Below are 25109 nucleotides of genomic sequence, written 5' to 3'. Positions count from 1 at the left end.
CCACTATCTCCATCCTTGAGAAAATTTATCCGCTATTGTCATCATATTGCACAGTCTGTTGCTTTATACTCACGCCCACTAAAACAATCAATTTAACGGATTTATGTTGAACCCCGGCTTTTCCGTTCATCCCAATAACTTCAGTTCCCTGATGCTGTTTGGCTTAAGCCTGACCAATTATGCGCTGATGTATTGGGCGAATATTTTTCTGGCCAGACATCTTACTATCGGGGCTTTCGGTGATTACAGCGTGGCAATATCCATCGTCACTTTGCTATCGACGCTGGCAACATTAGGTCTCGAAAAATACGCCCTGCGTCTGGTTTCCCTGTATATCGAGCGCAAAAACTGGCCGCGTCTGCGTGGCTTCTGGCTGTTTTCGTTGCGCACGATCATACTGTTCAGTATTTTACTGATGGGCTTGCTCAGCTTAGGGCTGGGTGCCTTTTTGCCCTTGCATAAGACCGATTATCACGCAGTGACTATTGTCTACTCCGGCTTTCTGCCGGTGATTGCGCTTTGCCTGTTTTTGGTTGAAGTCATTACCGTCTACGGTGTGCGGATTCTGGCTTTTGCTTTATATCGCTTTTTTCTGCCTGCGGTATTTTTGCTTCTGATTACCGGTTTACACAATTTTCAATTTGAGCTGACAGCTGTTTCGGCAGTGCTGTGTTTTGGTATAGCCTGGTGTTTGACACTGATACTAATGATAATCACGGCGCGAGCGGCCAGTCCAAGAGCGCTCAGACAGGCAGAAGCCAACTCAAAAGGCCGACGCTGGTGGCTGATAAATTCACTGCCGTTGTTGCTCAGCAGTGTGATGATGACCGTACTCACCAGCGCAGGCATTATCATCCTGGAAGTGTTGCACCCGTCCCAAGCGGTGGTCGGAACTTACGCTGTTGCCATGAAAACATCGGCCTTGATTTCGCTGATCGGCACATCGACCAATCGCTATTATCTGCCTATGCTGGTGGTTTTGCTGGAGCGCAAAGACCAACGCGGCATCAAAGCCCTACTCGATAAACGCATGCGCTTGATCGCGGGCTTTATCGCAGTTTTTCTGAGTATTATCGGCGTTTGGGGGCAAGAAATACTCGACCTGTTCGGCTCCGATTTTTCCCAAGGTTACCAAGCCTTATTCATCACCACGACCGGAGCCGCTTTTAGCACCCTGTTTTCCGACTCGCCCTACTATCTGCAATTCATGGGCCGCAATCGCGTGGTCGTCAGCTTAATGTCATTTGCTACGGTCAGCATGATAGGATTGAGCTATATGTTGGGCTCCTACTACGGTGCAACCGGCGTTGCATTGGCTTACGCCATACCGACCATGCTGCTATTTGTCAGCCTGAAATGGCTAGCCAATCGGCATATGCGTAATTTGTTCGGTAAATAGCGCGCCACTGGAAACGGGTATTGTTTTTCAGCGCGTACCCAGGCTATCTAAAGCATAAACTCAACCCGACTGGGTTTATGTTCACACGTCTCCTTAAAAACTAAGCTCGATCCGGGTGCCTCCCGCTACACTGGCTCGGCTTAACCCAAGCCTGGCTTTATGCAGGTCGGCAATTTCCTTGACGATCGGCAACCCCAATCCGCAACCATCGCCGAAGCTTCCGGGAATACGGTAAAAGCGTTCGAATACTCTGCTGATTTCAGCCTCGGGTATGCCTGGGCCGTCATCTTCAACACTCAGGCAAGGCGCTGGATAAGACTCGACTTTAACCGTTATATTGCCCCGGTCGCGCCCATAACAAATGGCGTTGTCCAACAAGTTAGCCAGCAACTCCCGTAATAGAACGTCATCGCCACGCACATACACGGCCCGCTTCGAGCCTTCAAAGCTGAGCTCCATATGCCGCTGCAATGCCTTAGGCACCCAATCCATGCAGGTTTCCTTAGCTAATTTGCACAAATCGATCGGTCGCAATTCAAAATCGCCATTGATCGGCTCCGACCTGGCTAAAACTAATAATTGCGTAGTCAGATGCGACATGCGGTCGGCGCAGCCCTGAATTTGCACTAGGGCGGGTTTCATCGCAGGCAAATCCTGTTCACGTTGCGCGCGCTCAACTTGCAGTTTTAGGCCTGCCAGCGGGGTGCGCAATTGGTGAGCGGCATTGGCGATAAAGCGTTGCTGGGCGGCAATAGCATGCCCTAACCGTTCCAGCAAATCATTGATGGTATCGGTCAGCGCCCGCACTTCCAGAAAAACGTGCTGCTCTGGAATGGGCCGCAAGTCGCGTGGCGAGCGCTTGGCAATTTCATTTGCCAAGGTATGTAACGGCTGCAAGCCGCGCCTTACTCCGACCACCAGATAAATACCTGCCAACAAAACCAGCACCATTTGCGGCACCAGGTCGGCCAACAAAATATCCACCATCATTTTCCGCCGTTTATTTAAGGTCTCGGCGACATGGACAAAAACCTTTTCCCGGGCATTTTCACGTGTAATTTGCATGGACACTACCCTGACCGGTTCGCCATACATCTTATCGTCAAAAAAAACCGGCCGCGTCCAGTCGGTTTCCGCATCAAACGGCTCGGGCACGAATTTGTCGCCCGTCAGCATGCCTTGTTCTTCCGAGATGATTTTGAAATAAGTTTGATCCGTTTCATCCCATTTAAATATCTCCAACGCGGCAGGAGGCAATTCGACGAACACCTTGCCTTTGCGCACTTTGATTTCCTGCGCTAATGACCGTGCCGAATCGAGCAACCAGCGGTCGTAAGCCACGTCAGCATGGTGCAGGGTGACAAAATAGGACAGCACGGACTCGATGCTGATAAAAAAAATCAGCGGCAACGCCAATCGCAAAAGAATTTCCGTTTTGAGACTCCGCTGTTTATTGGTCATCGGAGCGCTCCAGCAAATAACCGAGCCCGCGTACCGTCCGGATCACCGCGCCATACGGTTCGATGCGTTTGCGTAACCGATGCACATAGATTTCCACGGCATTATCGGTCAGCGCGTCGCCGTCCACGGCCAAGCGTTGCGCAATACGGTCTTTGCTGACGACTTTGCCGGCCTGAACCAGCAGTATTTCCAGTACCCCGTATTCCCGCGCTGACAGGCTGATGGTCTGGCCGTCGACCAGGACCTGATGGTTATGGGTGTCCAGCGCCAGCCGGCCGATGACTATATCGTTACTAAAACCGCCGTAACAACGCCGAATCAGCGCATGCACCCTGGCTTCCAATTCCCGGAGTTCGAAAGGTTTGGTCATATAGTCGTCAGCACCCTGTTTAATACCGTTGATCCTGTCGTTGATACCGTCACGCGCCGTCAGGATTAAAATCGGCAGCGGGATTTTCCGGCTGCGCAGTCTGCGCAACAATTCCAGTCCATCCATATCCGGTAGCCCCAAATCCAGCACGATCAAATCGAAGTCTTGAGCCAGCAGTAACTGTTCTGCGTAAGCGCCGGTCATAGCGGAGGTCACCGAATAGCCGCTATCGCTCAAGGTATGAGTCAAGCCGTCAGCCAGAACGGCGTCGTCTTCTATCAATAAAATATTCATATCTCAGGGTGTTGCGAAAGGTTCTTGAAAGGTTAAAGAGCTAGGATAACAACGTACTTAATGGTTGCCGACCAAAGACTCACTGCTGTTTAAGCCAAGAGTTACAGGATGGACTGACCAAGGAAGCCGTAAGGATTAGCATGTCCCATACACGAGGATACCATCAATGATTTTGCAACGATTAAAACTTTTCAACACACTTTTCGATAGTCGCTGGGAGGATTTAACCCGCGACACTTGGATAAAGACAACGTACCGGGACTTTAGCGCCGGCTTGATCGTAGCGCTGACCGCGATTCCGATGGCTATGGGTTTTTCAATGGCGATGGGACTTCGTCCGGAACAGGGCATTATTGCCGGTGCGTTGGCCTGTGCGGTGGGCCGGACCTGGGGTGGCTCAAAATATCAGGTCTACGGTCCTACCGCCGCCTTTATTCCGTTAATTGCCGGGCTGGTAGCCAAGTATGGCGAAGCTGGCGGCGGAACATTGCAGACGGCGCACGGTTTTCTGGTGCTGGTATCGATCATAGCCGGGGTGATACTGATGATGATGGGCGTATTCGGCCTCGGCAAATACGCCAAATTGGTGCCGAATTCGATCGTCGTCGGCTTTACTGTCGGCATTGCGGCCGTTATCGCGCTGACCAATCTCAAGGATATTCTGGGAGTGAAAAGCCTTGGAGATATTGTGGGCCAAGGCATGGACATGGCCAACGATTTTTCGCGTAATGTTGAGCTGGCGTTCTCTAGTCTGGATAAAATAAACGGATGGTCGGTCGTGATCGGTCTGGGCACTTTTTTCCTGACCAAGTTTCTGCTGCGCATTTCGATATTCATTCCGGCCCCGCTAATCGCCATCGCCACATCGACGTTGGTTTCGGCAACATTATTGAGCGATAAAGGCATTGTCGCTGTCGGCGACATTTACGGCTCCATCCCGAATCATTTTTTCGTGTTCACGCCGCCAATATTGCCGGCTATGACTTCAGGCGTTCTTGTTGACATTGTTTATTTCGTTTTAGCCATCGTTTTTGTATCCGGCGTTGAGAGTCTATTATGTTCGTCGATGGCCGACCGCCTGGCCGACAACCGCAAGACCCCGTTCAACCCCGACAAGGAATTCTGGGGTCAGGGTCTGGTGCAAGTTATCGTACCGATGGTTAACGGCTTTCCCTGTACCGGCGCCTTGGCCCGGACCGCGACCAGCATCAAGGCCGGAGCCGTTACCCCGCTGGCCGGCTATTTCAAGGCAATTCTCAAACTGGCTTTGGCTTATTACATAGCCAGCTATCTGGAACTTGTGCCGATGGCTTGTATCGGCGGCATTTTACTGTGGGTGGCGAGCAACATGTTTAAACCGGCTGAGATCAAAGAAGTCCTTAACCACAACAAATTTCATGCAGGTTTGATGGTTTATACCGCGATTATGGTGCCGATGACCGACTTTTTGACCGGCGTTCTGTCAGCCTTGATTCTTTATGCGGTGCTGTTCAAATTCCTGGATAAACCGGTTAAGCACGAAGAAATGCAGCCTGCTGAAGTCACTGGCGAACTGCAAGCAATCACCGCTTCGCCCGGCTATTTCAACTGCGTTACAGTTCCTCTGGCGATGACCGATGAGGATGATTCTGAATTACTGCAATACGCAGCCAAGCTTGCCAAGCGGGAACTCAGTAAGGAATTCCATTTCGTGCATGTGATTCCACCGCAAAAACATCCGATTCAGGCGAAACAGCAGGAATCTATCAAACAGCGCATTCGCGATGAAGTTGAAAAATATTTCGACACACCTATTGAAGGCTTGAAATTGAACCATCACGTCATGAGCGGAACGTCGCGCCTCGACAAGCTGATCGAGTATACGGCTACCTCCAACTCCGACCTGATTCTGCTTGGCCATCGCAAAAGCCGTTCCGGGCAGCGCTCGCTGGGCCGCCGTCTGGCAATGGTCACCAAAGCCTCGGTCTGGATGGTTCCGGAGCATACCGGCCGCGACATCAAGCGGATTCTCGTCGCAATCGATTTTTCCAGCCCTTCGGCAGACAGCTTATCGCAAGCGACAGCATTGGCAAAACGGCACGGCTTAAGCGAGATAACGGCAATGCATGTCTATTTCGACGCCTCGACGGTACGCTACGAAGAACATGTCAGCGAAGTTAAATGGCATGAAGTGCATGCCTTTGAGGAGTTTTTGTCAACTATCGACACTCATGGCATAACGGTAAAACCTGACTTTGTCGAAAGCAGCATCCCGGCCAACGCCATTTTGCGCAGAGCCCAAGAGCTTGAAGCCGATCTGATCGTCATGAGCACCCGCGGCCACAGCTCCGCCGTGACTATTCTGCTCGGCAGCGTAACCTCGCAGGTCATGTCGGATTCGCCGATTCCAGTTGTTGCGATTAAACATTTCGGCGATCAACTGGGGCTTTTCGATACTTTAATCGCCAACCGGTTCTGGGAACAGTCCGATACTAAAACCAGCTAACCTCCTCTTTACCTCAGCAGCTAATGCCGGCCTGTAACGATCAGGCCGGCATTTTTTTTGTCCGGCTCAATTAAAAGTATGCAGTCCATCAAGTTAGCTGATTTGAAAATTGCTCCCGACATGATTATCCGACATACTTAAAAAGCTTTTATGTGCATTAGCGCAAACAAGACAGTGAGGATTTATTAACTTTTACCGGGAGTAGGACATGCAGCAATTTACCTTGAAAATGAGTCACGCGTTAATCCCTGTAATCATCGCAATACTGGCGACCGGCCCGGCGCTCGCCGACAAGCCCTCATGGGATGGTAAAAACAAGGCCGATAAACATCAACGGAGTGAGAAACAACATCATGACAGCGGCTACGATGACCGGTCGTTTCATTCAAAAAACGCAAGAAACTCTAAAGAACGTCACTATTTTGATGATCGGCATCGAACCATTGTCCGCGACTATTATAGTGAGCAGTTTCGTACCGGCCGTTGCCCGCCGGGACTCGCCAAGAAGAATAACGGCTGCATGCCGCCGGGCCAGGCAAAAAAGTGGGCTATAGGCCGACCGCTTCCTCGTAACGTGATTTACTACGATCTGCCTCCGTCGGTCATTTCGCAGATGGGGCCGCCACTGCCAGGGTACCGTTATGCGCGCGTAGGGTCCGACATACTGCTAATCGCGATGGGAACAGGGATGGTTGTGGATGCTATTTTGGATTTGAACCGGTATTAATTGCGAGTATGTTAAAAAGTATTATCCAAGCCGGGATAAACAATTATTCACCACAGAGAACACGAAGGACACGAAGTTTTTCCTTTGGTTTACCGGGTAGGTCGGACAACAGCTTTTTCGTTGGCCGATATTTGAAGTCTATAGGTCGGGCATAAACAGCATGCCCGACCTACGGGACTTCAGCTAATGCCGGCCGGTAACGATCAGGCCGGCATTTTTTTGTCCGGCTCAATAGCGATACTCTGTACTTAATCAGAAAAAGCCGGAAGCCCTTGGGATCAAAGCACCGGAGATTGCCGCTTTCGTCGCATTTAAGTTCTTAATGCACTGCATTCCACATCGGCTGCAAAAGAGTCTGGCATTGCTGCTCAAACGATTCTCCCAGCACCAGCCCGATATCCAACACATTGCCGTAAAGCCGCCGGAGTTCCGGCTCGTAGGGCTGCTGGGCGATTCTGGACAGTTGCTCTATGGCGGCGTTCAGCGCAGACCTTGACGCCCGGTTGCCGGCTGACAGCTTGTGGGCCTGCTTAATGTACGCCAGCGCCGGATCCACAAAAAACGCATCGGGCTGTCTTTGGCCGAGTTGGTATATTTGGATCAGTCCGGTCAGATGTTCCGGCTGACAATGTTCAGGCAGCCAGCCTAAGTCTTCATCGGTACTGAGTAAAAACGTCGAGTGCTCTTGGTGCCGGTTAATAATCAGGTGATGCAATAAGGCACAGATAAAGTCCCTGCCCTTAAGGTCGGCATAGCGATAAAACAGGCTGCCGCATTCATAACGATTGCCGAGTTTGCCTACCAGGCGGTAACCGCCGACGGTGATGTCGATCGGCAAATCATCCAAGGGCGCGCCCAGATTTTTACCTTTTATTCGCATGATAAATTCATTAATCACGCGCTGCTGCCGCTCAAACTCCAACTCGCCCGGCACACCTGCCAGCCACCGCCCCTGCGCCTGGAGTTTTTTTACCGATACCGGCTTGCCGTTTAATCCGTCGTGTATCCATTCATGATAAATACCGTAACCTTCCAGCTTGGCAATGCTGAACGGCTCGCGCTCTTCGGCATTGGCCCTCATGCCGGTAAAGCGCAGATCCATTTGCCGTTGCATGAAATGACGTTGGGGATGCCGGAAAAAACTGAACAATTCGCTCAGATCGATCACTTCCGTTCCCACATTTGTTTCAGGGATTGTTCCTTGCCACCACAACCCTATAGCGGCTTGGTTGCCCCTGCCGGATAACGCCTTTGCGGTTTCGCAATCGGGCTCGGAAAAGCTGAACAGATTTTCCGTTCCGTCAAAATAGCGTCGGCTGAACGGTTGCAAGGGATGCCGGGTAATCAGGCCGCCTTCACACGGTAAAGCTTCCAGCAATTCGCTGATCACTACCGACGGCGGAATGGAATCGTTATGGCTGATCGACTGGCCGATATAGGTCACGATCAATTGCTGTCTGGCCGACAGCAGGATCTCCAGGAACTGGTAGCGGTCATCGCTGCGGTGCGAGCGGTCGCCTTTGCGAAAGTCTTTAGCCAGCAGATCAAAGGTCGGGGGGCGGTCGATTTTCGGAAACTCGCCGTCATTCATGCCTAGCAGCGCAATCACCTTGAAGGGAATGGAGCGCATCGGCAACATCGAGCAAAAAGTCAGCTGTCCGCGCAAAAAACCGTTCGCCGATTTATGCTCGGCAACCATGCCTTTCAGCCAGCTGATGATGACTTGCAGATCGACATCGTCATTATGCACTGTGGCCAGCTCGGCGGATAACTCCGCCAACAGTTCGTTAAGCTGCTGACGCTCGACCGGTTCCGCCGCCGCCAATAACTGGTCTGCATAATAATAAAGCTGCGTACTCCAGTTTTTTAACGGTTTTGCTTGCTTGAGCTCCTTGCTGGCTTTAAACAGCAGCTGCATAAAATCGCACAGGCTTCCCAAGGCCTGCGCCGATGAGCCTTCAATATCCCGGTAAGGCAGCACCGCCGCAACAAAATCCTGATCGCTGCCCACCGCATAGCCCATCAGCAACCTGTCCAATGTCGCTTGCCAGGTGTTTTCGCTAAGCTCGGGCAGGCCGAGTTCCTGCTTGTGTTGCGCCGACCGCCCCCAACGTACATGGGTATCCCGCACCCAATGTTTGATCAATTCCAGGTCGGTCTCGAACAAACCGAAGCCCGGATATACCACTGGCTGCTCCAGCAAATCCACTACCGTCTGCCAACCGAAACGGCTTTGGCTTAAATCCAAAAAACGGATGAACGCATCCAGCGCGTTGTTGCTTAGGCGCAGGCTTCGGTCAGCGATGGCATGTTGAATATCGTCGAACACGGCGGAAATAAACGGCTCATACACCTGAATATCCGGCGCCATGACTACAATATCGCGCAGCTCCAGCGTTGCATCGTTTTCCAGCGCTTGCAGCAACTGGTTTTTTAGCACTTCCACTTCGCGCATCCGGGAGTGGCAGGCATGGATGCTGATGGAGTTGTCCGCTTGTAAAGCCTGACCGTCCAGCCGGTTATTCAAGATGCCGTTTTGCAGCCATTGCAGATTAGTGCGCGCCTCGCTCGGCTCAAAGCTTTCCGGTTCGAAATCGAACTGCGCCTGCTCCAGCAGCATTTCCTGAAATTCGCGTCCCTGCTGGCCTAAGGTTGATAACAACGGATGCCCGCTAAAGCTTTCGTCAAGGGTGCGCTGCCTTTTACCGGCCAGATCGGCCCAGAAATCCTGCGCCGGATTGAGCAGGAAAAGATGCAACTGGCAATGCTTGGACAGGCCTTGTAAATAGCTCAAGAATAACGGCGGCATGGTATTAAGCCCAAACACCGAAATCCGCTCCGGCAGCTGCGAACTGAATGCGCCTTCCTCTGCGCCATTGAGTTTGGCGATCACATCCAGCCACAACGAGCCGCGATGCTTGCTGCCGGTCTGTTCGGTTATTTGCAGCCACAGTGCATGCTGCCATGCTTCGGTTGTTGTTTGATACAGCAACCGGCCCTTTTGCCAGGCTTCCAGCATATCCGGCCGCATCATCTGGTACTGGTCGAAAATCTGCGATAGCTGCTGTGCCAGTTGATAGCGTTTTAAGGCGACATTTTCGCCGGACAGGTATTGCGTCAACGGTAAAAACACCTCGCCGTCGAGCCTGCGTAACAAAGCCTCTATCCGCCACAGCATCAAATTACGCTCGAAAGCCGCATCGCTTAAACGGCTGTCGATGTTCTGCGCCAGGGAGCTGAAAAACTTGCCCGGAAATAAAAATTGGTAATTGCCCCAGACTTTGAATTGGCTGGCTAATTGCTGCGATAACCAGCGCTCCATGCCCTGACTTTGAATCAAAAAAACTTCCTTGGCAAAGGGCGATGTCAGCGGCGAGTTTTCGATGACGGCGGTCAGGTGAAGGACCAGATTTTCGGTTTTATTGGAGCTGTGCAGAATGAACATGAGCGCTTGAATTTATCGTGGGCATTTTAAAAATCAGCTGAGGAATCTTTGGTTCTGCGGTATTATCACACACCATTTACTTACCCTTAACTAAAATCAGGAAGCCTCATGACTCAAGATGAATTAAAACAAAAAGTGGCCCAAGCCGCGTTACATTATATTAAAGATGTTTCTATCGTCGGCGTAGGCACGGGCTCTACGGTCAAGCACTTCATTGATTATTTGGCCGACTTTAAGGCGGATATTGAAGGCGCGGTTTCCAGTTCTGAAATGAGCACAGCCCAGTTGAAAAAAGTCGGCATTCCTGTGCTGGACCTGAACGCGGTCGGCACGCTGGATGTTTACGTCGACGGCGCTGATGAAGTGACTCCGCATAAACACATGGTTAAAGGCGGCGGCGGCGCACTAACCCGCGAAAAAATCATTGCCGCAGCCAGTAAAAAGTTTGTGTGTATTGTTGATGAAAGCAAATGCGTCGATGTGCTGGGCAAGTTCCCGTTGCCGGTTGAAGTGATCCCGATGGCCAGAAGCTATGTCGCCAGAGAACTGGTTAAATTAGGCGGTCAACCGGTGTGGCGGGAAAATGTCGTCACCGATAACCACAACGTGATTCTCGATGTGCACAACCTGGACATTATCGACCCGATCAAGCTGGAACAAATCATCAACAACATTACCGGCGTGGTCACCGTCGGCATTTTTGCAATGCGCCCCGCAGACGTGGTGCTGATCGGCAAAGGTACCGAAGTTATTACCCGCTAAGCTTGTCGGCAGACCGGGCCGTTGCGCCCGGTTTGCGCCCTTCATCTACAGCCGGCAAATTTATTGCTGCTCTCGAAATAGCGCTTTAGGCGCAGCTTCCGCTCCTCGGCAATTGCTCCTGCATTGCTCTACCTCCTGCATCCATGACAGTCGTGCTCACGCTAAGTACCTACATCCCTGTAGGCAATGCAGGAGCAAGCGCGGCGATATGCCGAAGCGGCATACCTGCCAGCGGCGCCCTCTCAACTATTGCACTACCGAGACCTCTGGAACAACGGGTCTTTCCTCATAAATTCCGGTTAATTTCCGTTTGAACTCATCAGAAATCAACCTGGAATCCTGCTTGCTTTTTACTACGCGCGGCGTGATCAGGACAACCAGTTCATTTTTAGTTTTATCATGAGAAGTATTGCCGAATAATGGCCCTATCAACGGAAGATCGTGTAAAAAAGGAACCCCATCTCTGTTCTCAGTGTCTTGTTCATCAATCAGGCCGCCTAATACTATCGATTCCCCGTCTCGTACAGCCACGGAGCTTTCAATCTCTTTTTTATCAATGGTAGGAGTTTGTTGTTGAGTAGCAGAAGCTGTAGCCGGTACATTCACTACGCTACTAACAATTTGTTTGATTTCCATAATAACCATACCGTTCGCATTCACCCTGGGCGTAACTTCCAGGGTGACACCGGTATCCTTGTATTGAATTGTATTGGATTGAGCAAAGGAGGGAGCCACCGCCCCGCCAGCGAGTGGAATCGATGAGGTGCCGGTTGATATGGGCACTTGTTGACCGACATTTATTTTCGCTTGCTGATTATTCAACACCATTAAAGACGGTGATGAAATGACATTAACGTTACCTTTGCTGGCTTCCGCATGCAAGACAGCTTTTATATCACTTGAGTTCTGTACCAAGCTGAGCCCCCCCGTGCCAAAGGCTTGGGCCCCAGCAACAGCCAGATTTCCCAGATTAACTCCACTCAATCCGCCTTGTCCGCCTAAATTGCTACCGATTGCAGTGTCTCCCTGGCTTAAAAACCACTCTATGCCGTACTGTAAATTATCCGTCAGCCTAACCGAGACCACGGACGCATCAATCAGCACTTGCAGCGGCAATACATCCAACTGCTTGATGATGGGGAGTATCACTTCATACTCCTGCGGTGTGGAAACTACAACCACCGAATTATTGGCGACGTCAGAAATAATTTTCACCTCGCCCACATTGGCCACTTCCGCATCTCCGGTTTGCGTGGAACCTGTACCGGTTGATGGTTTCCTGGGCTGTTTGTCACTCGCCTGTTTATTGCTTACTTCAGCCGCATTTTGCCCTGGTGCGACCTTGGCAGGTCTTTCTTTTCTGGCGGCGCCGGTAAAAATCTCATTTAACGTTGCCGCCAGTTCTTCAGCATCGACATTTTGAACCCTGTAGACATTCACGCCACCGCCGGAAGCTGTATTCGCCTTATCCAGACGGGATACCCAGTTTTCAATATCTCTTAAATAGCTGGCCTGATGCGTAATCGCCATAACGGCATTCAATCTTTCAACGGGAATAAAGCGGAAAAACTCATTGCCTCCGTCTCCCTCTTTGCCTTTTTTATAAAAAATTTCCTCCAGTTCTTTGATGAGTGTTTCCGGTTCAACATGCGCCAAGGGAAACAGGCCGAACGATCGCCCCCTCAACGTATTAATATCAAAAGTGCTGACCATGTCCATTACCCGGCCCACTTCATCAGGGGTGCCGGACGCAATCAGGATATTGCGCGAGGCATCGACATTGAGAATGGTCTTTTCCTGCACCAGCGGTTTTATCACATCGGCAATGTCTTGTACGGGAACATTTCTGACCGGGATAACCCTGACCTGGAAGCCTGTCTTGCCGGCGCCGCTAGGGGCTGAAAAACCGGAACTGTACATAGCTTCGCTGGCCGGTTCGATATGGTAAATATTCGCATCCCTGATCAACACGGCATTATTCATGCGCAGCAGCATTTCCAGGGTGGGAATGAGTTCGTCCTTCGCTAAGGGCTCGGTGGTTTGCAGGGTAACCTTGCCTGCCACTTTGGGGCTGAGTACGTAGTTCAGTCCGAGGATGTCGCTTAACACCACTTTGGCCACTTCACCCAAATCGGCTTCGTCGAAATTAAGGCTGTATGCGCCTTCGCCAGCGCTCTTGCCTCTCCTGTGCGGCGTTGTTGTCTCGCTCACAAACCGGTTGGTGCCGGGATATAATTCAGGCAGGGTCTCCGTTGCTCCGGTAGTCGGCACTTTGTTTTGCAGTTCTTTTATAACCTCATCGGGTTGATCTTTTTTGATCGGCGTCAACGGCAGTTTGGCGGCCTGTCTGGGTCCGAGTAATTCACAACTTGAAAGTGTTAAACCTACGGCCACTAAACAGGAAGCTGTTGTTATTGTTTTTATATTTATCATTGGTTACCCTCAGATGCGTCTCCGTTATTGTCTTGTGGAGGCGGCGGTGGCGGTTCAGATTCAGGTGTTGCGGCCGGAGCAGGGGCCGAAGCAGGAGCAGGCGGCACTGTGCCATTCGCGCCAGGCAATGGTGTTTTTAATTTTGGTTTTCGAAGCAATAGTTCTTTCTCTTTACTGCCCTGTTTGAGTAAGGCCCTGTCCTTGTTTATTTCGGTCAGTTTCCAGCCGTCAAGATCTTCGCCTACGGTTATTTTTCGGTGATTATCCTTGGCAACTTTTGATTTAGCCCGGCTGAATAACGCCGATACGGTTTTCTTGGTACTGTAAACGCCGGTCAGTTGCCAATCGAAAGTCTCTGTTTTAGTGGCAGCTTGCCCTGTCTCACGAACCGGCTCATCGACAGGTCTTCTGCCTTTAATAAATAACGGCCTGGCAACCAGATCAACGTAATTGTCTTCCGGCTGGCGTGTCAGTTCTATGTCGGGCAACTGATCCGCTTTATACTCTTGCGGTTTCTCCGAGGAGATTGATGTCAATAAACGCTCCCTCATATAGTGCGCGTATAACCATTCTCCGGCAATAACCAAGCACAGGCCTATGCCGACAGCTACCAGCAATTTTATAAGTTTAATATTCATTCCGGCTGCTTTCTCATAAAACTAACCGCTTGAAAATTGATGTCCAGTTCGTTACTCAGTTCTATCTGGCGCGTTGCTCTGCTTCTGACGCCGCGTACCGGCCTTATCTCTATCTGATTGATAATAATCAACGGGGTTGATGTTTCTATCTTGTACAACACCGCCCGTAACACTCGGCTATTGCCTGTCATCCTTACGCTGACGGTTATCCGGTTAAATTCATTCTTATTGCCCGGCTGCGTGGCGGCAGGAGAGCGGGCATTGCCGCCGGGAGAAAATGCCGAGACAGGAAGCGCCTGAGTGCTGCTCAACTGTCCGCCGGCCTCTACAATCGTTCTTTTAATAAACTCCTGAACCTCAGCGGACGCTAGAGCGGGGGTACTCTGCCTATTCAAAAGTCCACGCGCTTGATACTGCTCTTTTATGACACTCATGTTTTCAATGACGGCATCTTTTCTTGCCAGAACCCGCTCATATTGCTGTAGCTTGAAAACAAGATTATTTTTGGCGTCGTGCAGCTCCAAACCTTTGTTAACCACGGGTACGATAACGACGAGGATGACAAGCAGTATCGCTGCAAGCAACAGCGCGACGGCCAGCCATCGCTGCATTTGCTGACTACCGGTCTTGGCCATTTGCCCCTCCCGGTTTTGCTTGGGATGGCGTGCGTGCCGCACGACCGGGATCCGGTGTAGCGGCCGTCGGCATGGAGGAAGGCTCGGCTGCCGGAATAACGTCGGCGGTAATCTGGAACCGCTCCTGTCCGGTAACCCTGTCCTGAGTGACCGGCGATACGAAGCGGGCATTGGCAAATAATTCGGAGTCCTCCAAAACGCCGATCAATGTCGACGCGGAGGGCGACTCGCCTTGTATTTGCAGGTTCCTGTCCGCGTATTGCGCATAGGATATCCAAGTATCGTCTTTTATTAGCGTGCTTAAGGTATTCAGCATATCCACTATGGTTGGAGCCGCGTTTTTCTCCGCTATTAATAGCCGTGTCTCATCTATCATCGCATCAATTTCCAGCTGCAAAGCCTTAACTTCCCTGACCTCCTTTTCTATGGCGTCGATTTTTTCCTGCAAGGTGTTGACCGTCTGAGATTCAAACCAGACCGGCAGCATCAGCGCGGCAGCCAGTAGCAATAATATTCCGGCAATCAAGCCGCTATAAATCAGACGCGGCGTAGTTGCGGGTTTTTCCCTTAGGTTTTCCGGTAATAAATTGTAGATATCATAACGTTGCTCAAGATCGTTTGGCGTCGCCTCATAATCGACGAATAGCGGCGACATGTCCATTGCCCTGATATATTCATATAAGGCATCCAGCGTTTCTCTTGGAGTCAACACCAGCATGGCCCTGATTTGCCCAGGTTCATGCTCGCCTTCCATCGGCTTAACCGCAAAATAAACCTGTTCCGCCTTAAATGGCGTATAGCGATCAAGTTCGTAGGCAACAACCTGGGACAGGTTTTCTTTTACCGCAGCCGGCAAGGCCAGCTCTTTTTGAATCGCTTCGTTTCCTGTCAGCCGGAGTATTAAGTTCGCTTTAGCCAACCGTTCATCCTTGGCACGCAAGGCTTTATATTGCTCTATTCCTGCGGCGTTGCGCTCCAGTACCGCCAAAGGCTCGGCTTGGTCATTAAGTATGTAAGTCAGCGCCAGCCTATTGTTTTCGGGCCGGACAATAATAAATCCCTGTTTCTCATTAATCAGCTGCCTGATTTTTTCAGGCACTAAAAAGTCAAGTTCGCGCAGCCACCAGCGGAAGAACTTTTTAACATCCAGATCAATTGTTGAATTCAGGTTCGGCATACTGTCCCACTAGCAACTCATTTTTTTCATCTACAAACAATGACTCGTTAACCGCTGCATTACGCTGCCATTTCAAAACCTGAAACGGCGACGTCCCCGTCGTACTATCCTGCTTTTTTACCAGCGCACTGATGGTGGCTGTCGTGCCCTCCTCCAACAGTGCTTCGGCAACAACCGTGATTGCGCCTTTTTGTTCTGCTCCGCCGCTAATAACTGCTGCGGGCGGGTTAACACCTGCTTGCCCGGATACCGTGCCTGAATTAAAGGCTACCGGTGCTGCCGGCGGGGGCAAGCCATTGATCGCATTTTCCCGCCGGGCCTCAATGTATTGGTCTATCAACTCAACATCTATACCCGGCAATACATATAAAACCTCTTTGGCAGCCTGAGCCATATCAACATTCGTCTGTTCAGAGTGGACCGTGACCAAGCTTTCAAGCCATTTGAATATCTGTTCATTCATGCCCAATACCATTTGTAGCTCGTCAACAGATTGAAACGGCTTGTTGCGAGGCTGATAACTTAATCCCGCCTCCTTATATTCTTCTTTCTCCGCGCCGTTTATGCGCACCAGGTCATCCCCGTCACGCCAATCGAGAATCGCATTGAGCAATTTGCTTTGCAACTCCTCATCAACAGGCGCACGCATCATCAGTTGTTGCAGCAGAGCCTCATCTGCGCTGTTTAAATCCACTTTGCCGACTTCAGATAGCAGCCGAATGCGGACTTTCGAATCCGCGTAATCAATTTGGTAAATACTGCCATCGGTACGCCAGCGCTGCTGCGGGTCCGGATTCATGACCATCAGCTCTGCAATGGCAAGCCCTGATTCTGCTATCGCCACGGCCCGGGCATTATCGCTGCTGCCGGTTACAATGCCCGCTTCGCGCCGCATGCTAAGAGCAAAACTGCCGGCCATAATGGTCAGCAAACTCAACACCCACAACACCAGCACAAGGGCAAAACCGCCAGACCTGCTCATTCTCATTCTCATTGGCTGCCCTCTAACGGTTCTGAATTTGCTCCAGTCCCTGCACCTGCCACCTTTAGGGCTATAACTATTTCCGGCCAAAAAACGCCATCTGTCGTGTTGATGCTGATCTTGACCAATTGGGGATGAACGTCTTTTTTTAGCCATTCATCCTGCCAAGCGTATTTATCCGTATTATCGACAGCGCCAAAGTAAGAAAGCTCAAAGTCGCTTACATGCCTTAACAATATCTCCTCTTCCTGATTCCATTCTTCGCCTTCCATTGCCGGAAAAAACGGCGTCAGCGTCACCTTGATAACCTGCTCTTTGTCTTCTTGCCGCTGCTCTATTGAAAACAGCTGCATGCCCGCCCTGCCGACGCTTGCAGGAAAAGACGAAACAAACTGCAAGGCGTTTTTTTTGCCTTGGAAAGAGAATGTCTTATTCATGTTTTCCGTGTCCGCGCCACTGTCGTCCGCCGTCGCCCCCGTTTCCGGCTGGTTTGCAGCGTCCACTTCAGCCCCGGCGATAAAATCGTTCCATAAGGGTGTGGCTGAAGATAAATGCCGCTGAAAAAAGTTATAGACCACGGCGACTTCGTTCACTTCGGCTATCTTGTTTTCTCCCTGTTCCCAGCTTTGGGCGCAAATTCTCAGGCTGCTGAACAATAGCACCACCATCAGGCTTAATAACGTCATGGCTATCAGAACTTCAATCAGGGTGAAGCCTGTCGCGTATCTTAGCCTTGCGCCTTGTACCGGGGCTTTGCTCATAATATTTTATTCGCCAGTTTCAATGTCACCAGCTCTACCTGCCTGCCATCGGCCCTGGCATCATCACTCCAGCTGACGATAACCCTAACCTTATAAAGCACTGCCGCTATGGTCGTGACATCCAAATTTTCAGCCGTGAACTGGAACGGGCTAACGGATACTCGCCAATGGTATTTTTCATTTTCCAGCCCGGTAGCCTCGCCCGGCTGCAAGGGTGTTTCCACGCCGGCTCTAGCCATGATGGATTCAGCAATTTGAACGGCTGCGGTATATTCCTCGGCAACGCCGGCGGTGTTGACGCCAGCAGAAAATATCTTTAGCAAAATCCCTAAGGAAAGCGCCAGAATTGAAAACGCAATCAGTATTTCCAGTAAAGAAAAGCCGCGTTGCTTATTCATTTTCAAGTTCAATCTGACCGGTTAGCCAGTTTATATCGATTTTCCATACTGTCTGCCCCCGCTCCAATGTGACTCTTCCTCCCGTGGAGGAGCCATCGGGAAAAAAGCGGATGTTTGCGGCGCCTTCCCCGGTTAGTTCGGTTTGCGCAGTCACCACGGTCAAGTCAACACCCTCGGGAATTTGATAAAGCTTGTCCCGACCGCTGACCGTGTAACTGTTGCCGGCAAGATCAAGAGCTACCGTGGTTTCCTGGTGGGTCATTAAAGCCTGCCCCCTGGCATAACGCAGCGCTGAAACGATATCTCTTGCCGCCGCCTTGATTTCTGTCGTGTCGCTTCCTGATGACAGGTTAAGACCGATCACCGAGAACCCCAGCACTACGACAAAAAGCACTACGACCAGTTCCAGCAGGGTAAAACCTTTACAGCGCTGTGCCGTATAAATCATTCCCAACTAACAATATCCTGATCTTCGCCTTCGCCGCCTTCCTTGCTGTCCGCCCCTAAGGTATACAAATCAAATTTCCCGTGCTCGCCGGGTGCAGTGTAATGGTATTCCTGTTGCCATGGGTCCAGCGGCATTTTGGCCTTACGCAAATAAGGGCCGTTCCAGCGTTTGGCGCTGTCGGGCGATTCAATCAAAGCTTTCAAGCCTTGTTCTGTGCTCGGGTAGCTGCCCAAGTCCAGTTTGTACATGTCCAGGGCCGCCGACAAATCTTCAATTTGCACTTTGGCCGCTTTGGTTTTGGACTCGCCCATGTGCTTCATGACCTGCGGTCCAACTATCCCGGCCAGCATCGCAATAATGCCCAGCACGACCAGCAACTCAAGCAAGGTAAAGCCTGCTTCGGTTCCCGGACGGGTTGCGGCATTCATGCCATCCTTCGCGATAGTTTTTTTCATCTGTTTCATAATGTCGTGTTTCCTCGTTTAAAAAGCTAAATCGTTAACGCTCAGAATAGCCAGCAAAATCGAGACGATAATGCCCGCAATCATCAGTCCCAGCGAGATGATCAAAGCCGGTTCCAACAATGCCAGCATACGCTGTATTGCCACTCTAAGCTGTTTATCGTAAATATTCGCCACGCGTAGCAGCATTTCTTCCAGACGCCCTGTCTCTTCGCCCATCTTTATCATCTGCATAGCCATTTTTGGAAATATTCCTTTTTCCAGCAAGGCATCGGACATGTTTTTACCCTGTTTTAACTGGTCTTCGGTATCTTGAATGGCCGCCGCCAAAACCAGGTTGTCTACTGTTTCGCGGACGATCACCAGAGCCGACAGTATCGAAACGCCGTTACCCAACAAAGTGCCTAAGGTGCGACTGATGTTGGCGGTTTCTTTGTTCAAAATAATCATCCCGGCCAGCGGCAATTTTAAAAAACGCCCGTCCCACACCTTCTTTCTGGCCGGATCGGCCATTTGAAGATTCATATACCCAGTGATGACGACAACACCCAAAATCAATACCCACCAATAGCTTTGCAGCCATTCGGCCAGCCCCACCACGATCTGCGTCGATACCGGCAGCGCCTTGCCTGCGCTTTCGAACATCTCGGAAAACTGCGGCACCACGAAAGTCAGCATCACGAACAAAGAGGCCAACGACATGATCAGCAAGATGGCCGGATAGATCAAGGCCGTGCTGACCGTGTCTTTTAGCTCGCGGGAACGCTCCAGATATTCGGACAGCCGCGTTAGCACTTCGCCCAAACTGCCCCCGGCCTCACCGGCGCGTATCATATTCAGGTAAAACTTGCTGAAAATGCCGGACTGTTTTTCCAACGCATCGGCCAGGGTGGAGCCGCCTTTGACTTTGTCCAGAACCCTGCCGATCAACTTGGTGACCCGCTCGTTATCTTCAGTTAAATCCATCAATACCAGCAAGGACTTATCCAAAGGCAAACCGGACTCCAGCAAGGTTGCCAATTCGCCGGTGAACAGCGCAATATCTTTTTGCGATAACTTGGACTGTTTTAAACCCAGCCTTAAGCCCAGAAACGATTTGGCACTGGCCGGTACCACACGAACCGGGATATAACCTTCCGCCTGCAAAGTCGCAATCAGATGCCGTTCGTCAACCGCGTCTCTGACGCCTTCTTCAGTCTCGCCAAGACTATTAACCGCTTTATATGCAAATAACATTATGTTTCCGACGTTACCCGCAGCACTTCTTCCAAAGTGGTAATCCCTTGCAGGGCTTTAACCAAGCCGTTTTCATACATCGTGGTCATGCCCTCTTCAATAGCGAGTTTTTGAATGGCCCCGGCTTCTTCATGCGCCATAATCAATTTACGGAGCGGATCAGTCATTTGCAAAAACTCAATAATCGCCAATCGGCCACGATAGCCCAAGCCCCCGCAAGACATGCAGCCGACCGGTTTGTATAAGACAATATCGGCTTCTGCGCCAGTTCCCGGCTGGCTTGCAACACTCGCACCTTCTTTGGCGATTGCCGAACCTGTTCCCGACAGGTTTTCGGCATATACACCATCCCTGGCGATACCCGAAGCAAACTGCTTCAGCCTCATGCCTTCAATGATATCCGAGGGCGGCGTATAAGGTTGCTTGCATTCAGGACACAGTTTTCTTACCAGACGTTGCGCCAATATGCCGTTGACGGTGGAGGTGAGCAGATATTCTTCAAGGCCCATATCCAGCAACCGGGTGACACCGCCGGCCGCATCGTTAGTATGCAGCGTCGATAGCACCAAATGCCCGGTTAACGCCGATTGCACGGCGATTCTTGCGGTTTCCAGATCGCGCATCTCACCGATCATAATCACGTCGGGATCTTGCCGCACGATAGAGCGCAACGCCGAGGCAAAGGTCAGTCCTATTTGCGGCTTTGCCTGAATCTGGTTGACCCCTTCCATCTGGTATTCCACCGGATCTTCAACGGTGATGATTTTCCGCTCGGACGTATTGAGCTGCTTTAACGCGGCATACATCGTGGTCGATTTTCCGCTTCCAGTCGGACCGGTGATCAGGATGATGCCGTGCGGCTGAGACAGCACATCAATAAACTGCTGTAGATGCTTGCCGGAAAAGCCCAGCGCGGCAAAGTCCAGTACCGTGGTTTCCTTGTCCAGCAAACGGATCACCACGCTTTCGCCGTACATTGTCGGTATCGTGGAAACCCGCAAATCCAGCTCTTTGCCCAGCATTTGCACTTTGATACGGCCATCCTGCGGCAAACGGCGCTCGGCGATGTTCAACTTGGCCATGATCTTGATACGCGAAATCACCGCCGCGGTGGATTTAACCGAGGGCGCATCAATATCCTTCAATACGCCGTCGACCCGCAACCTGACTTTCAGGGATTGCTCAAAAGGCTCAATGTGAATATCCGAGGCCCGGGTTTCAATCGCCCGCTGCATGATCAAGTTGACCATTTTGATCACCGGCGCTTCACTGGCCAGGTCTTTCAAATGCTCCAGGTCTTCTTCGCGCAGATCGTCGACGCTCAGATCGTCGGCCAGCTTGTCCGTTTGTGCGTGGCTTTCGCCATACTGCACTTCCAGCGCGGCATCAATCTCCGAAAGCAGCCCGACTTTAGGAATGATGTTCTTTCCGGTCGCCAGTTTTAACGCATCAATGACAAACCGGTCTTCCGGATCCATCAGAGCGACGGTTATGTCATTATTGTTATGCAAACCAATAACATGATAATTTTTTAAAAAGCGCAACGGCACGGTTTCCGGCAGTTGCATTTCCAGCGGATATTGATCCGGCGTCACTTTTTCGAACAGGCCTGATTCGACAAAAGCATCGGCCACATCAAGCTCCGAACACAAGCCAAGCTTAACAAGTAACTGCGGCACGCTTTCCGATACCGATGTTTTTTGCATGCGCTCAACTTTTTTTAACTCTGTGGCGGAAAGTTTCTGTTTATCTTGCAAAACAGTTAGCAGCGATTCATATGCCATTATCCTGGAGAAGCCCGTAGCTGTTGTGTTAGTGTTTTAAAGAATAGAGGGTTAGGCGTGACCAATCAATAGGCGTTATTACCTATCAAATGAGCCTGTTATTTAGCTGAATTTGATTAAAATTTCAAATATTTTTAATTCAAAGTGATTTTCTTGAGGACTAAAACTTTGTGCTTGTAGGTTGGACCTATCTTGTTGCCACCATAAGAATATGCCCGATCGTTGATGTCAGATACTATTTATATAGCTTGATAATTAAAGCAAGCTTAAGCTCGCGCAGTCGATACCAGAAAATCGTGGCCTGTCCTTATTGCACCCAATACACTAACACGGCTGGTATTTCTATAAAACCATGGATTTTATCTTCTCTAATTCGGATCATAAAGAAAGGTTTAGCTCATTACGACAAAGGCAAAGCAACCGGACTCGCTTCCACAATAAATAAGTACTTACCCCGACACCGACTTAATTGTGATTGCCGCGCAGTTGGCAAGTAGAGTTGACAACCACTGCCAAGGGAGTACAAAACAAAGTTCTCGCGTCATTACGCTCCGGCAAGGTAATGACTGTTCACTGGATAGGTAAGTCACCCAAAACTTGGGGACTGTTCAAACAGTTGAGGAGAAAGCGATCATGAAGAAAAAAGACAACATCGTTTTGCGAACAACGGAAGATCCGATATCAGAAAAAACTGACGGCGGAGCAAAAGACATCATAATAATTACCGGCATCGGCGGCTTTCTCGGACTTTCACTCAGCAAAGCGCTGGTACAAGATTATGACATTATCGGCCTGGATAAAGATTGCGCCCCCAATGTGGGTAGTAAATCCGAATCTTTGCAGCATGTTTCCTGCATCCCTTGCGATTTAACCTCGGACCAGTCGGTCAACAAGGCCATGGACGAGTTGCGAAAGCGGTTCGGCAAGCGCATCGCCTCGGTTATCCATTTTTCCGGCTACTATGATTTCACCGGCGAGCCCAATCCGCTCTATGAAGAAGTCAATGTCAAAGGCACCCGCCGCCTGTTGCACGCCTTGCAAAACTTCGAAGTCGAACAGTTCATTTATGCCAGCACCATGCTGGTCCATGCCCCCTCCGAGCCCGGCGTACCGATCAACGAGGATTGGCCGTTACAGCCCAAGTGGGCCTATCCGCAGTCAAAGCTGGAGACGGAGCAGGTCGTCCAAAGCGAGCATGGCGCCATTCACTATGCGCTGCTCCGCATCGCCGGCGTATATACGGATCATGTCCAGCCGCCGACACTGGCGCATCAGATACAACGGATTTACGAACGCCAATTGACCAGCCGCGTTTTTGCCGGCGATATTTCTCACGGCCAAGCGTTTATTCACATCGACGATCTGCTTGACGCTGTTTCCCGCACCGTCCGAAAGCGTAAGCAATTACCTGCGGAAACCCGGCTACTGCTGGGCGAACCGTCGACGATGGGCTATGAGGCCCTGCAAAATGAAATCGGCTTTCTGATCCACGGCGAAACGTGGGATACGGAAACGCTGCCGAAAATGTTCGCCAAAGTCGGCGCGCATTTGCAAGAGCAGATGGAGATTGTGATACCGGATTCCATCGACAAAGGCGAAAAACCTTTTATCAAGCCGTTTATGGTTGATTTGGCTGATGACCATTATGAGCTGGATATATCCAACGCCCGAAAGCTGCTGGACTGGGAGCCCAAACATTCGCTACGCGACGCGCTGCCGCCGATCGTCAACGCGCTTAAAGCCGACCCTATGAGCTGGTATAAGCGCAATAAACTCAGGCCTGCCGAGTGGGTCGAAACCATGGTCGCGCAGCCTGAGCCCGCCGACCGTTTTATCGAATCCTATAACCGGTCGTTGCGCGATGAGCATCGGCAAAATCTTTGGGCGCATTTTCTGAACATGGCCATGGGCACTTGGCTGATAACCAGCCCGGCCATTCTAGGTTATCAACAGCAGACAATGATTATCAATGACTTGGTCAGCGGCGCCCTGGTGCTTCTGTTCGGGGCGCTGTCGCTATCGCAACGGATGGCTTGGGCCCGTATCGCCAACGCCGCGGTAGGATTATGGCTATTGTTTGCACCATTGGTATTCTGGACGCCCAGCGCTTCGGCTTACCTGAATGATACGCTGGCGGGCTTGCTGGTAATCGGCTTTGCCGTGCTGGCGCGCCCCATGCCGGGCATCGGCTTGGTGGCGCGCATGACCGGCCCCGACATCCCGCCCGGCTGGGACTACTGCCCGTCGTCGTGGACCCAGCGCATACCGATCATCTTTCTGGCCTTCATCGGATTCTACATCTCCCGCTATCTTGCCGCCTATCAATTGGGCCATATCGGCAATGCCTGGGACCCTTTTTTCGGCGACGGCACCGCACGCATCATCACCTCTGACATCTCCAAGGCATGGCCCGTCCCCGACGCCGGACTCGGGGCGGTGACTTATGCGCTGGAGATACTGACCGGCATCATTGGCGGCCGCGACCGCTGGCGCACCATGCCCTGGCTGGTGGTCCTGTTCGGCGTGATGATTGTGCCCCTGGGCATCGTCAGCATCTTCTTTATCATCATCCAGCCCATCCTGATAGGAACCTGGTGCACGCTGTGCCTGTTTGCCGCTGCCGCCATGCTCATCCAGATTCCTTATTCGGTCGATGAACTGGTTGCCACCGGCCAGTTTCTGGCGGAACGCCGCCGCAAAGGCAAATCGGTGCTGCTGGCCTTCCTGCGCGGCGATACCATGGAAGGCGGCCGCAAAATGGAGGTCGATAATTTTGAAAGACCGGCTTGGACAGTGCTCCAGGACATGTTCGGCGGCGGCGTTAATGTGCCGTGGTCGTTGGTTTTGAGCATGGCAATCGGGGTCTGGTTAATGTGCACCCGGCTGATTTTTGCTACCCAGGGCGAGCAAGCCAACAGCGACCACCTGATCGGCTCCCTGGTCATTACCGTGGCGATTACCGCGTTGGCGGAATCCGCCCGCCCTGCTCGCTTTATCAATATATTGCTGGCCATTCCGCTGATGATCGCGCCCTGGATGCTCGACGGCGGAAGCCCGGCTGCTGATTGGTCCGGCATGTTGGCTGGGGTGCTGCTGATTCTGTCGAGCATACCTCGCGGCAAAATCGAAAACCGCTACGGAAGCTGGAGCCGGTATCTGGTTTAAGCCGGGCGGGTTTTTTAGTCCAGGCATAAGGCTTGTAACTGAAACCGG

The 25109-nt window shown here is 51.3% G+C and carries 19 protein-coding genes; 5 read left to right on the top strand and 14 right to left on the bottom strand.

Annotation, left to right across the window (positions count from 1 at the left end; translation table 11 throughout):
* The first annotated feature begins 103 nt into the window (after positions 1 to 103).
* Entirely contained in the window at positions 104 to 1399 is a 1296-nt protein-coding gene (locus M0R47_RS09100) for a lipopolysaccharide biosynthesis protein (protein WP_292553414.1), read from the top strand.
* A gap of 93 nt (positions 1400 to 1492) precedes the next feature.
* Here the strand turns inward: M0R47_RS09100 and M0R47_RS09095 are convergent, their stop codons facing one another.
* Positions 1493 to 2860 carry a sensor histidine kinase N-terminal domain-containing protein gene (locus M0R47_RS09095; protein ID WP_292553412.1) on the bottom strand — a complete coding sequence of 456 codons (1368 nt, stop codon included), beginning with the start codon at positions 2858 to 2860 and terminating at the stop codon, positions 1493 to 1495.
* A complete protein-coding gene (locus M0R47_RS09090; RefSeq protein ID WP_292553409.1) occupies positions 2850 to 3524 on the bottom strand; it encodes a response regulator transcription factor in 675 nt (224 codons plus the stop codon). The genes M0R47_RS09095 and M0R47_RS09090 overlap by 11 nt, the downstream gene beginning before the upstream one ends.
* 166 nt (positions 3525 to 3690) lie before the next feature.
* Between M0R47_RS09090 and M0R47_RS09085 the strand changes: the two genes are divergently transcribed.
* A complete protein-coding gene (locus M0R47_RS09085; RefSeq protein WP_292553407.1) occupies positions 3691 to 6009 on the top strand; it encodes a SulP family inorganic anion transporter in 2319 nt (772 codons plus the stop codon).
* A 208-nt stretch (positions 6010 to 6217) separates the two neighbouring features.
* Positions 6218 to 6736, top strand: coding sequence for a hypothetical protein (locus tag M0R47_RS09080; protein ID WP_292553404.1), 519 nt, complete (start codon positions 6218 to 6220; stop codon positions 6734 to 6736).
* 319 nt (positions 6737 to 7055) lie between these two features.
* Here M0R47_RS09080 and recC read toward each other — a convergent pair whose 3' ends face one another.
* Positions 7056 to 10181 (bottom strand): exodeoxyribonuclease V subunit gamma, encoded by a 3126-nt coding sequence (recC, locus tag M0R47_RS09075; RefSeq protein WP_292553401.1) that lies wholly within the window; start codon positions 10179 to 10181, stop codon positions 7056 to 7058.
* Between the two features lie 108 nt (positions 10182 to 10289).
* Between recC and rpiA the strand changes: the two genes are divergently transcribed.
* A complete protein-coding gene (gene rpiA / locus M0R47_RS09070; protein WP_292553398.1) occupies positions 10290 to 10943 on the top strand; it encodes a ribose-5-phosphate isomerase RpiA in 654 nt (217 codons plus the stop codon).
* Positions 10944 to 11189: 246 nt separating this feature from the next.
* Here rpiA and gspD read toward each other — a convergent pair whose 3' ends face one another.
* Genes gspD through gspE form a run of 11 tightly spaced genes read right to left on the bottom strand, consistent with a single transcriptional unit; the run spans position 11190 to position 21896 of the window.
* Positions 11190 to 13376: a type II secretion system secretin GspD gene (gene gspD / locus M0R47_RS09065; RefSeq protein ID WP_292553395.1), complete on the bottom strand. Its 2187-nt coding sequence runs from the start codon at positions 13374 to 13376 to the stop codon at positions 11190 to 11192.
* A complete protein-coding gene (locus M0R47_RS09060) occupies positions 13373 to 14014 on the bottom strand; it encodes a hypothetical protein (RefSeq protein ID WP_292553392.1) in 642 nt (213 codons plus the stop codon). The genes gspD and M0R47_RS09060 overlap by 4 nt, the downstream gene beginning before the upstream one ends.
* Positions 14011 to 14649, bottom strand: a complete 639-nt coding sequence (gene gspM, locus M0R47_RS09055; protein WP_292553389.1) for a type II secretion system protein GspM — start codon at positions 14647 to 14649, stop codon at positions 14011 to 14013. Before gspM ends, M0R47_RS09060 begins: the two co-directional genes overlap by 4 nt.
* On the bottom strand, positions 14633 to 15826 hold the full coding sequence (locus M0R47_RS09050; RefSeq protein WP_292553387.1) for a PilN domain-containing protein: 1194 nt from the start codon (positions 15824 to 15826) through the stop codon (positions 14633 to 14635). The genes gspM and M0R47_RS09050 overlap by 17 nt, the downstream gene beginning before the upstream one ends.
* Complete coding sequence (locus M0R47_RS09045; protein ID WP_292553384.1) at positions 15801 to 16808, bottom strand: type II secretion system protein GspK; 1008 nt, start codon at positions 16806 to 16808, stop codon at positions 15801 to 15803. Before M0R47_RS09045 ends, M0R47_RS09050 begins: the two co-directional genes overlap by 26 nt.
* A gap of 8 nt (positions 16809 to 16816) precedes the next feature.
* Positions 16817 to 17569, bottom strand: coding sequence for a prepilin-type N-terminal cleavage/methylation domain-containing protein (locus tag M0R47_RS09040; RefSeq protein ID WP_292553380.1), 753 nt, complete (start codon positions 17567 to 17569; stop codon positions 16817 to 16819).
* Positions 17566 to 17967, bottom strand: a complete 402-nt coding sequence (locus M0R47_RS09035; RefSeq protein WP_292553377.1) for a type II secretion system protein — start codon at positions 17965 to 17967, stop codon at positions 17566 to 17568. Before M0R47_RS09035 ends, M0R47_RS09040 begins: the two co-directional genes overlap by 4 nt.
* Complete coding sequence (locus M0R47_RS09030) at positions 17960 to 18415, bottom strand: GspH/FimT family protein (protein ID WP_292553374.1); 456 nt, start codon at positions 18413 to 18415, stop codon at positions 17960 to 17962. Before M0R47_RS09030 ends, M0R47_RS09035 begins: the two co-directional genes overlap by 8 nt.
* Positions 18412 to 18870, bottom strand: a complete 459-nt coding sequence (gene gspG / locus M0R47_RS09025) for a type II secretion system major pseudopilin GspG (RefSeq protein ID WP_292553489.1) — start codon at positions 18868 to 18870, stop codon at positions 18412 to 18414. Before gspG ends, M0R47_RS09030 begins: the two co-directional genes overlap by 4 nt.
* A gap of 27 nt (positions 18871 to 18897) precedes the next feature.
* Positions 18898 to 20112, bottom strand: a complete 1215-nt coding sequence (locus M0R47_RS09020) for a type II secretion system F family protein (protein ID WP_292553371.1) — start codon at positions 20110 to 20112, stop codon at positions 18898 to 18900.
* On the bottom strand, positions 20112 to 21896 hold the full coding sequence (gene gspE, locus M0R47_RS09015) for a type II secretion system ATPase GspE (protein ID WP_292553368.1): 1785 nt from the start codon (positions 21894 to 21896) through the stop codon (positions 20112 to 20114). Before gspE ends, M0R47_RS09020 begins: the two co-directional genes overlap by 1 nt.
* 633 nt (positions 21897 to 22529) lie before the next feature.
* Here gspE and M0R47_RS09010 point away from each other — a divergent pair.
* Entirely contained in the window at positions 22530 to 25061 is a 2532-nt protein-coding gene (locus M0R47_RS09010; RefSeq protein ID WP_292553365.1) for an NAD-dependent epimerase/dehydratase family protein, read from the top strand.
* Positions 25062 to 25109: the final 48 nt, after the last annotated feature.

It is taken from the genome of Methylobacter sp. (assembly GCF_023227905.1).
Classification (GTDB): domain Bacteria; phylum Pseudomonadota; class Gammaproteobacteria; order Methylococcales; family Methylomonadaceae; genus Methylobacter_A.
The sequence above is the reverse complement of the archived record's forward strand: the minus strand, read 5'-3'. Positions and strand labels throughout refer to the sequence as shown.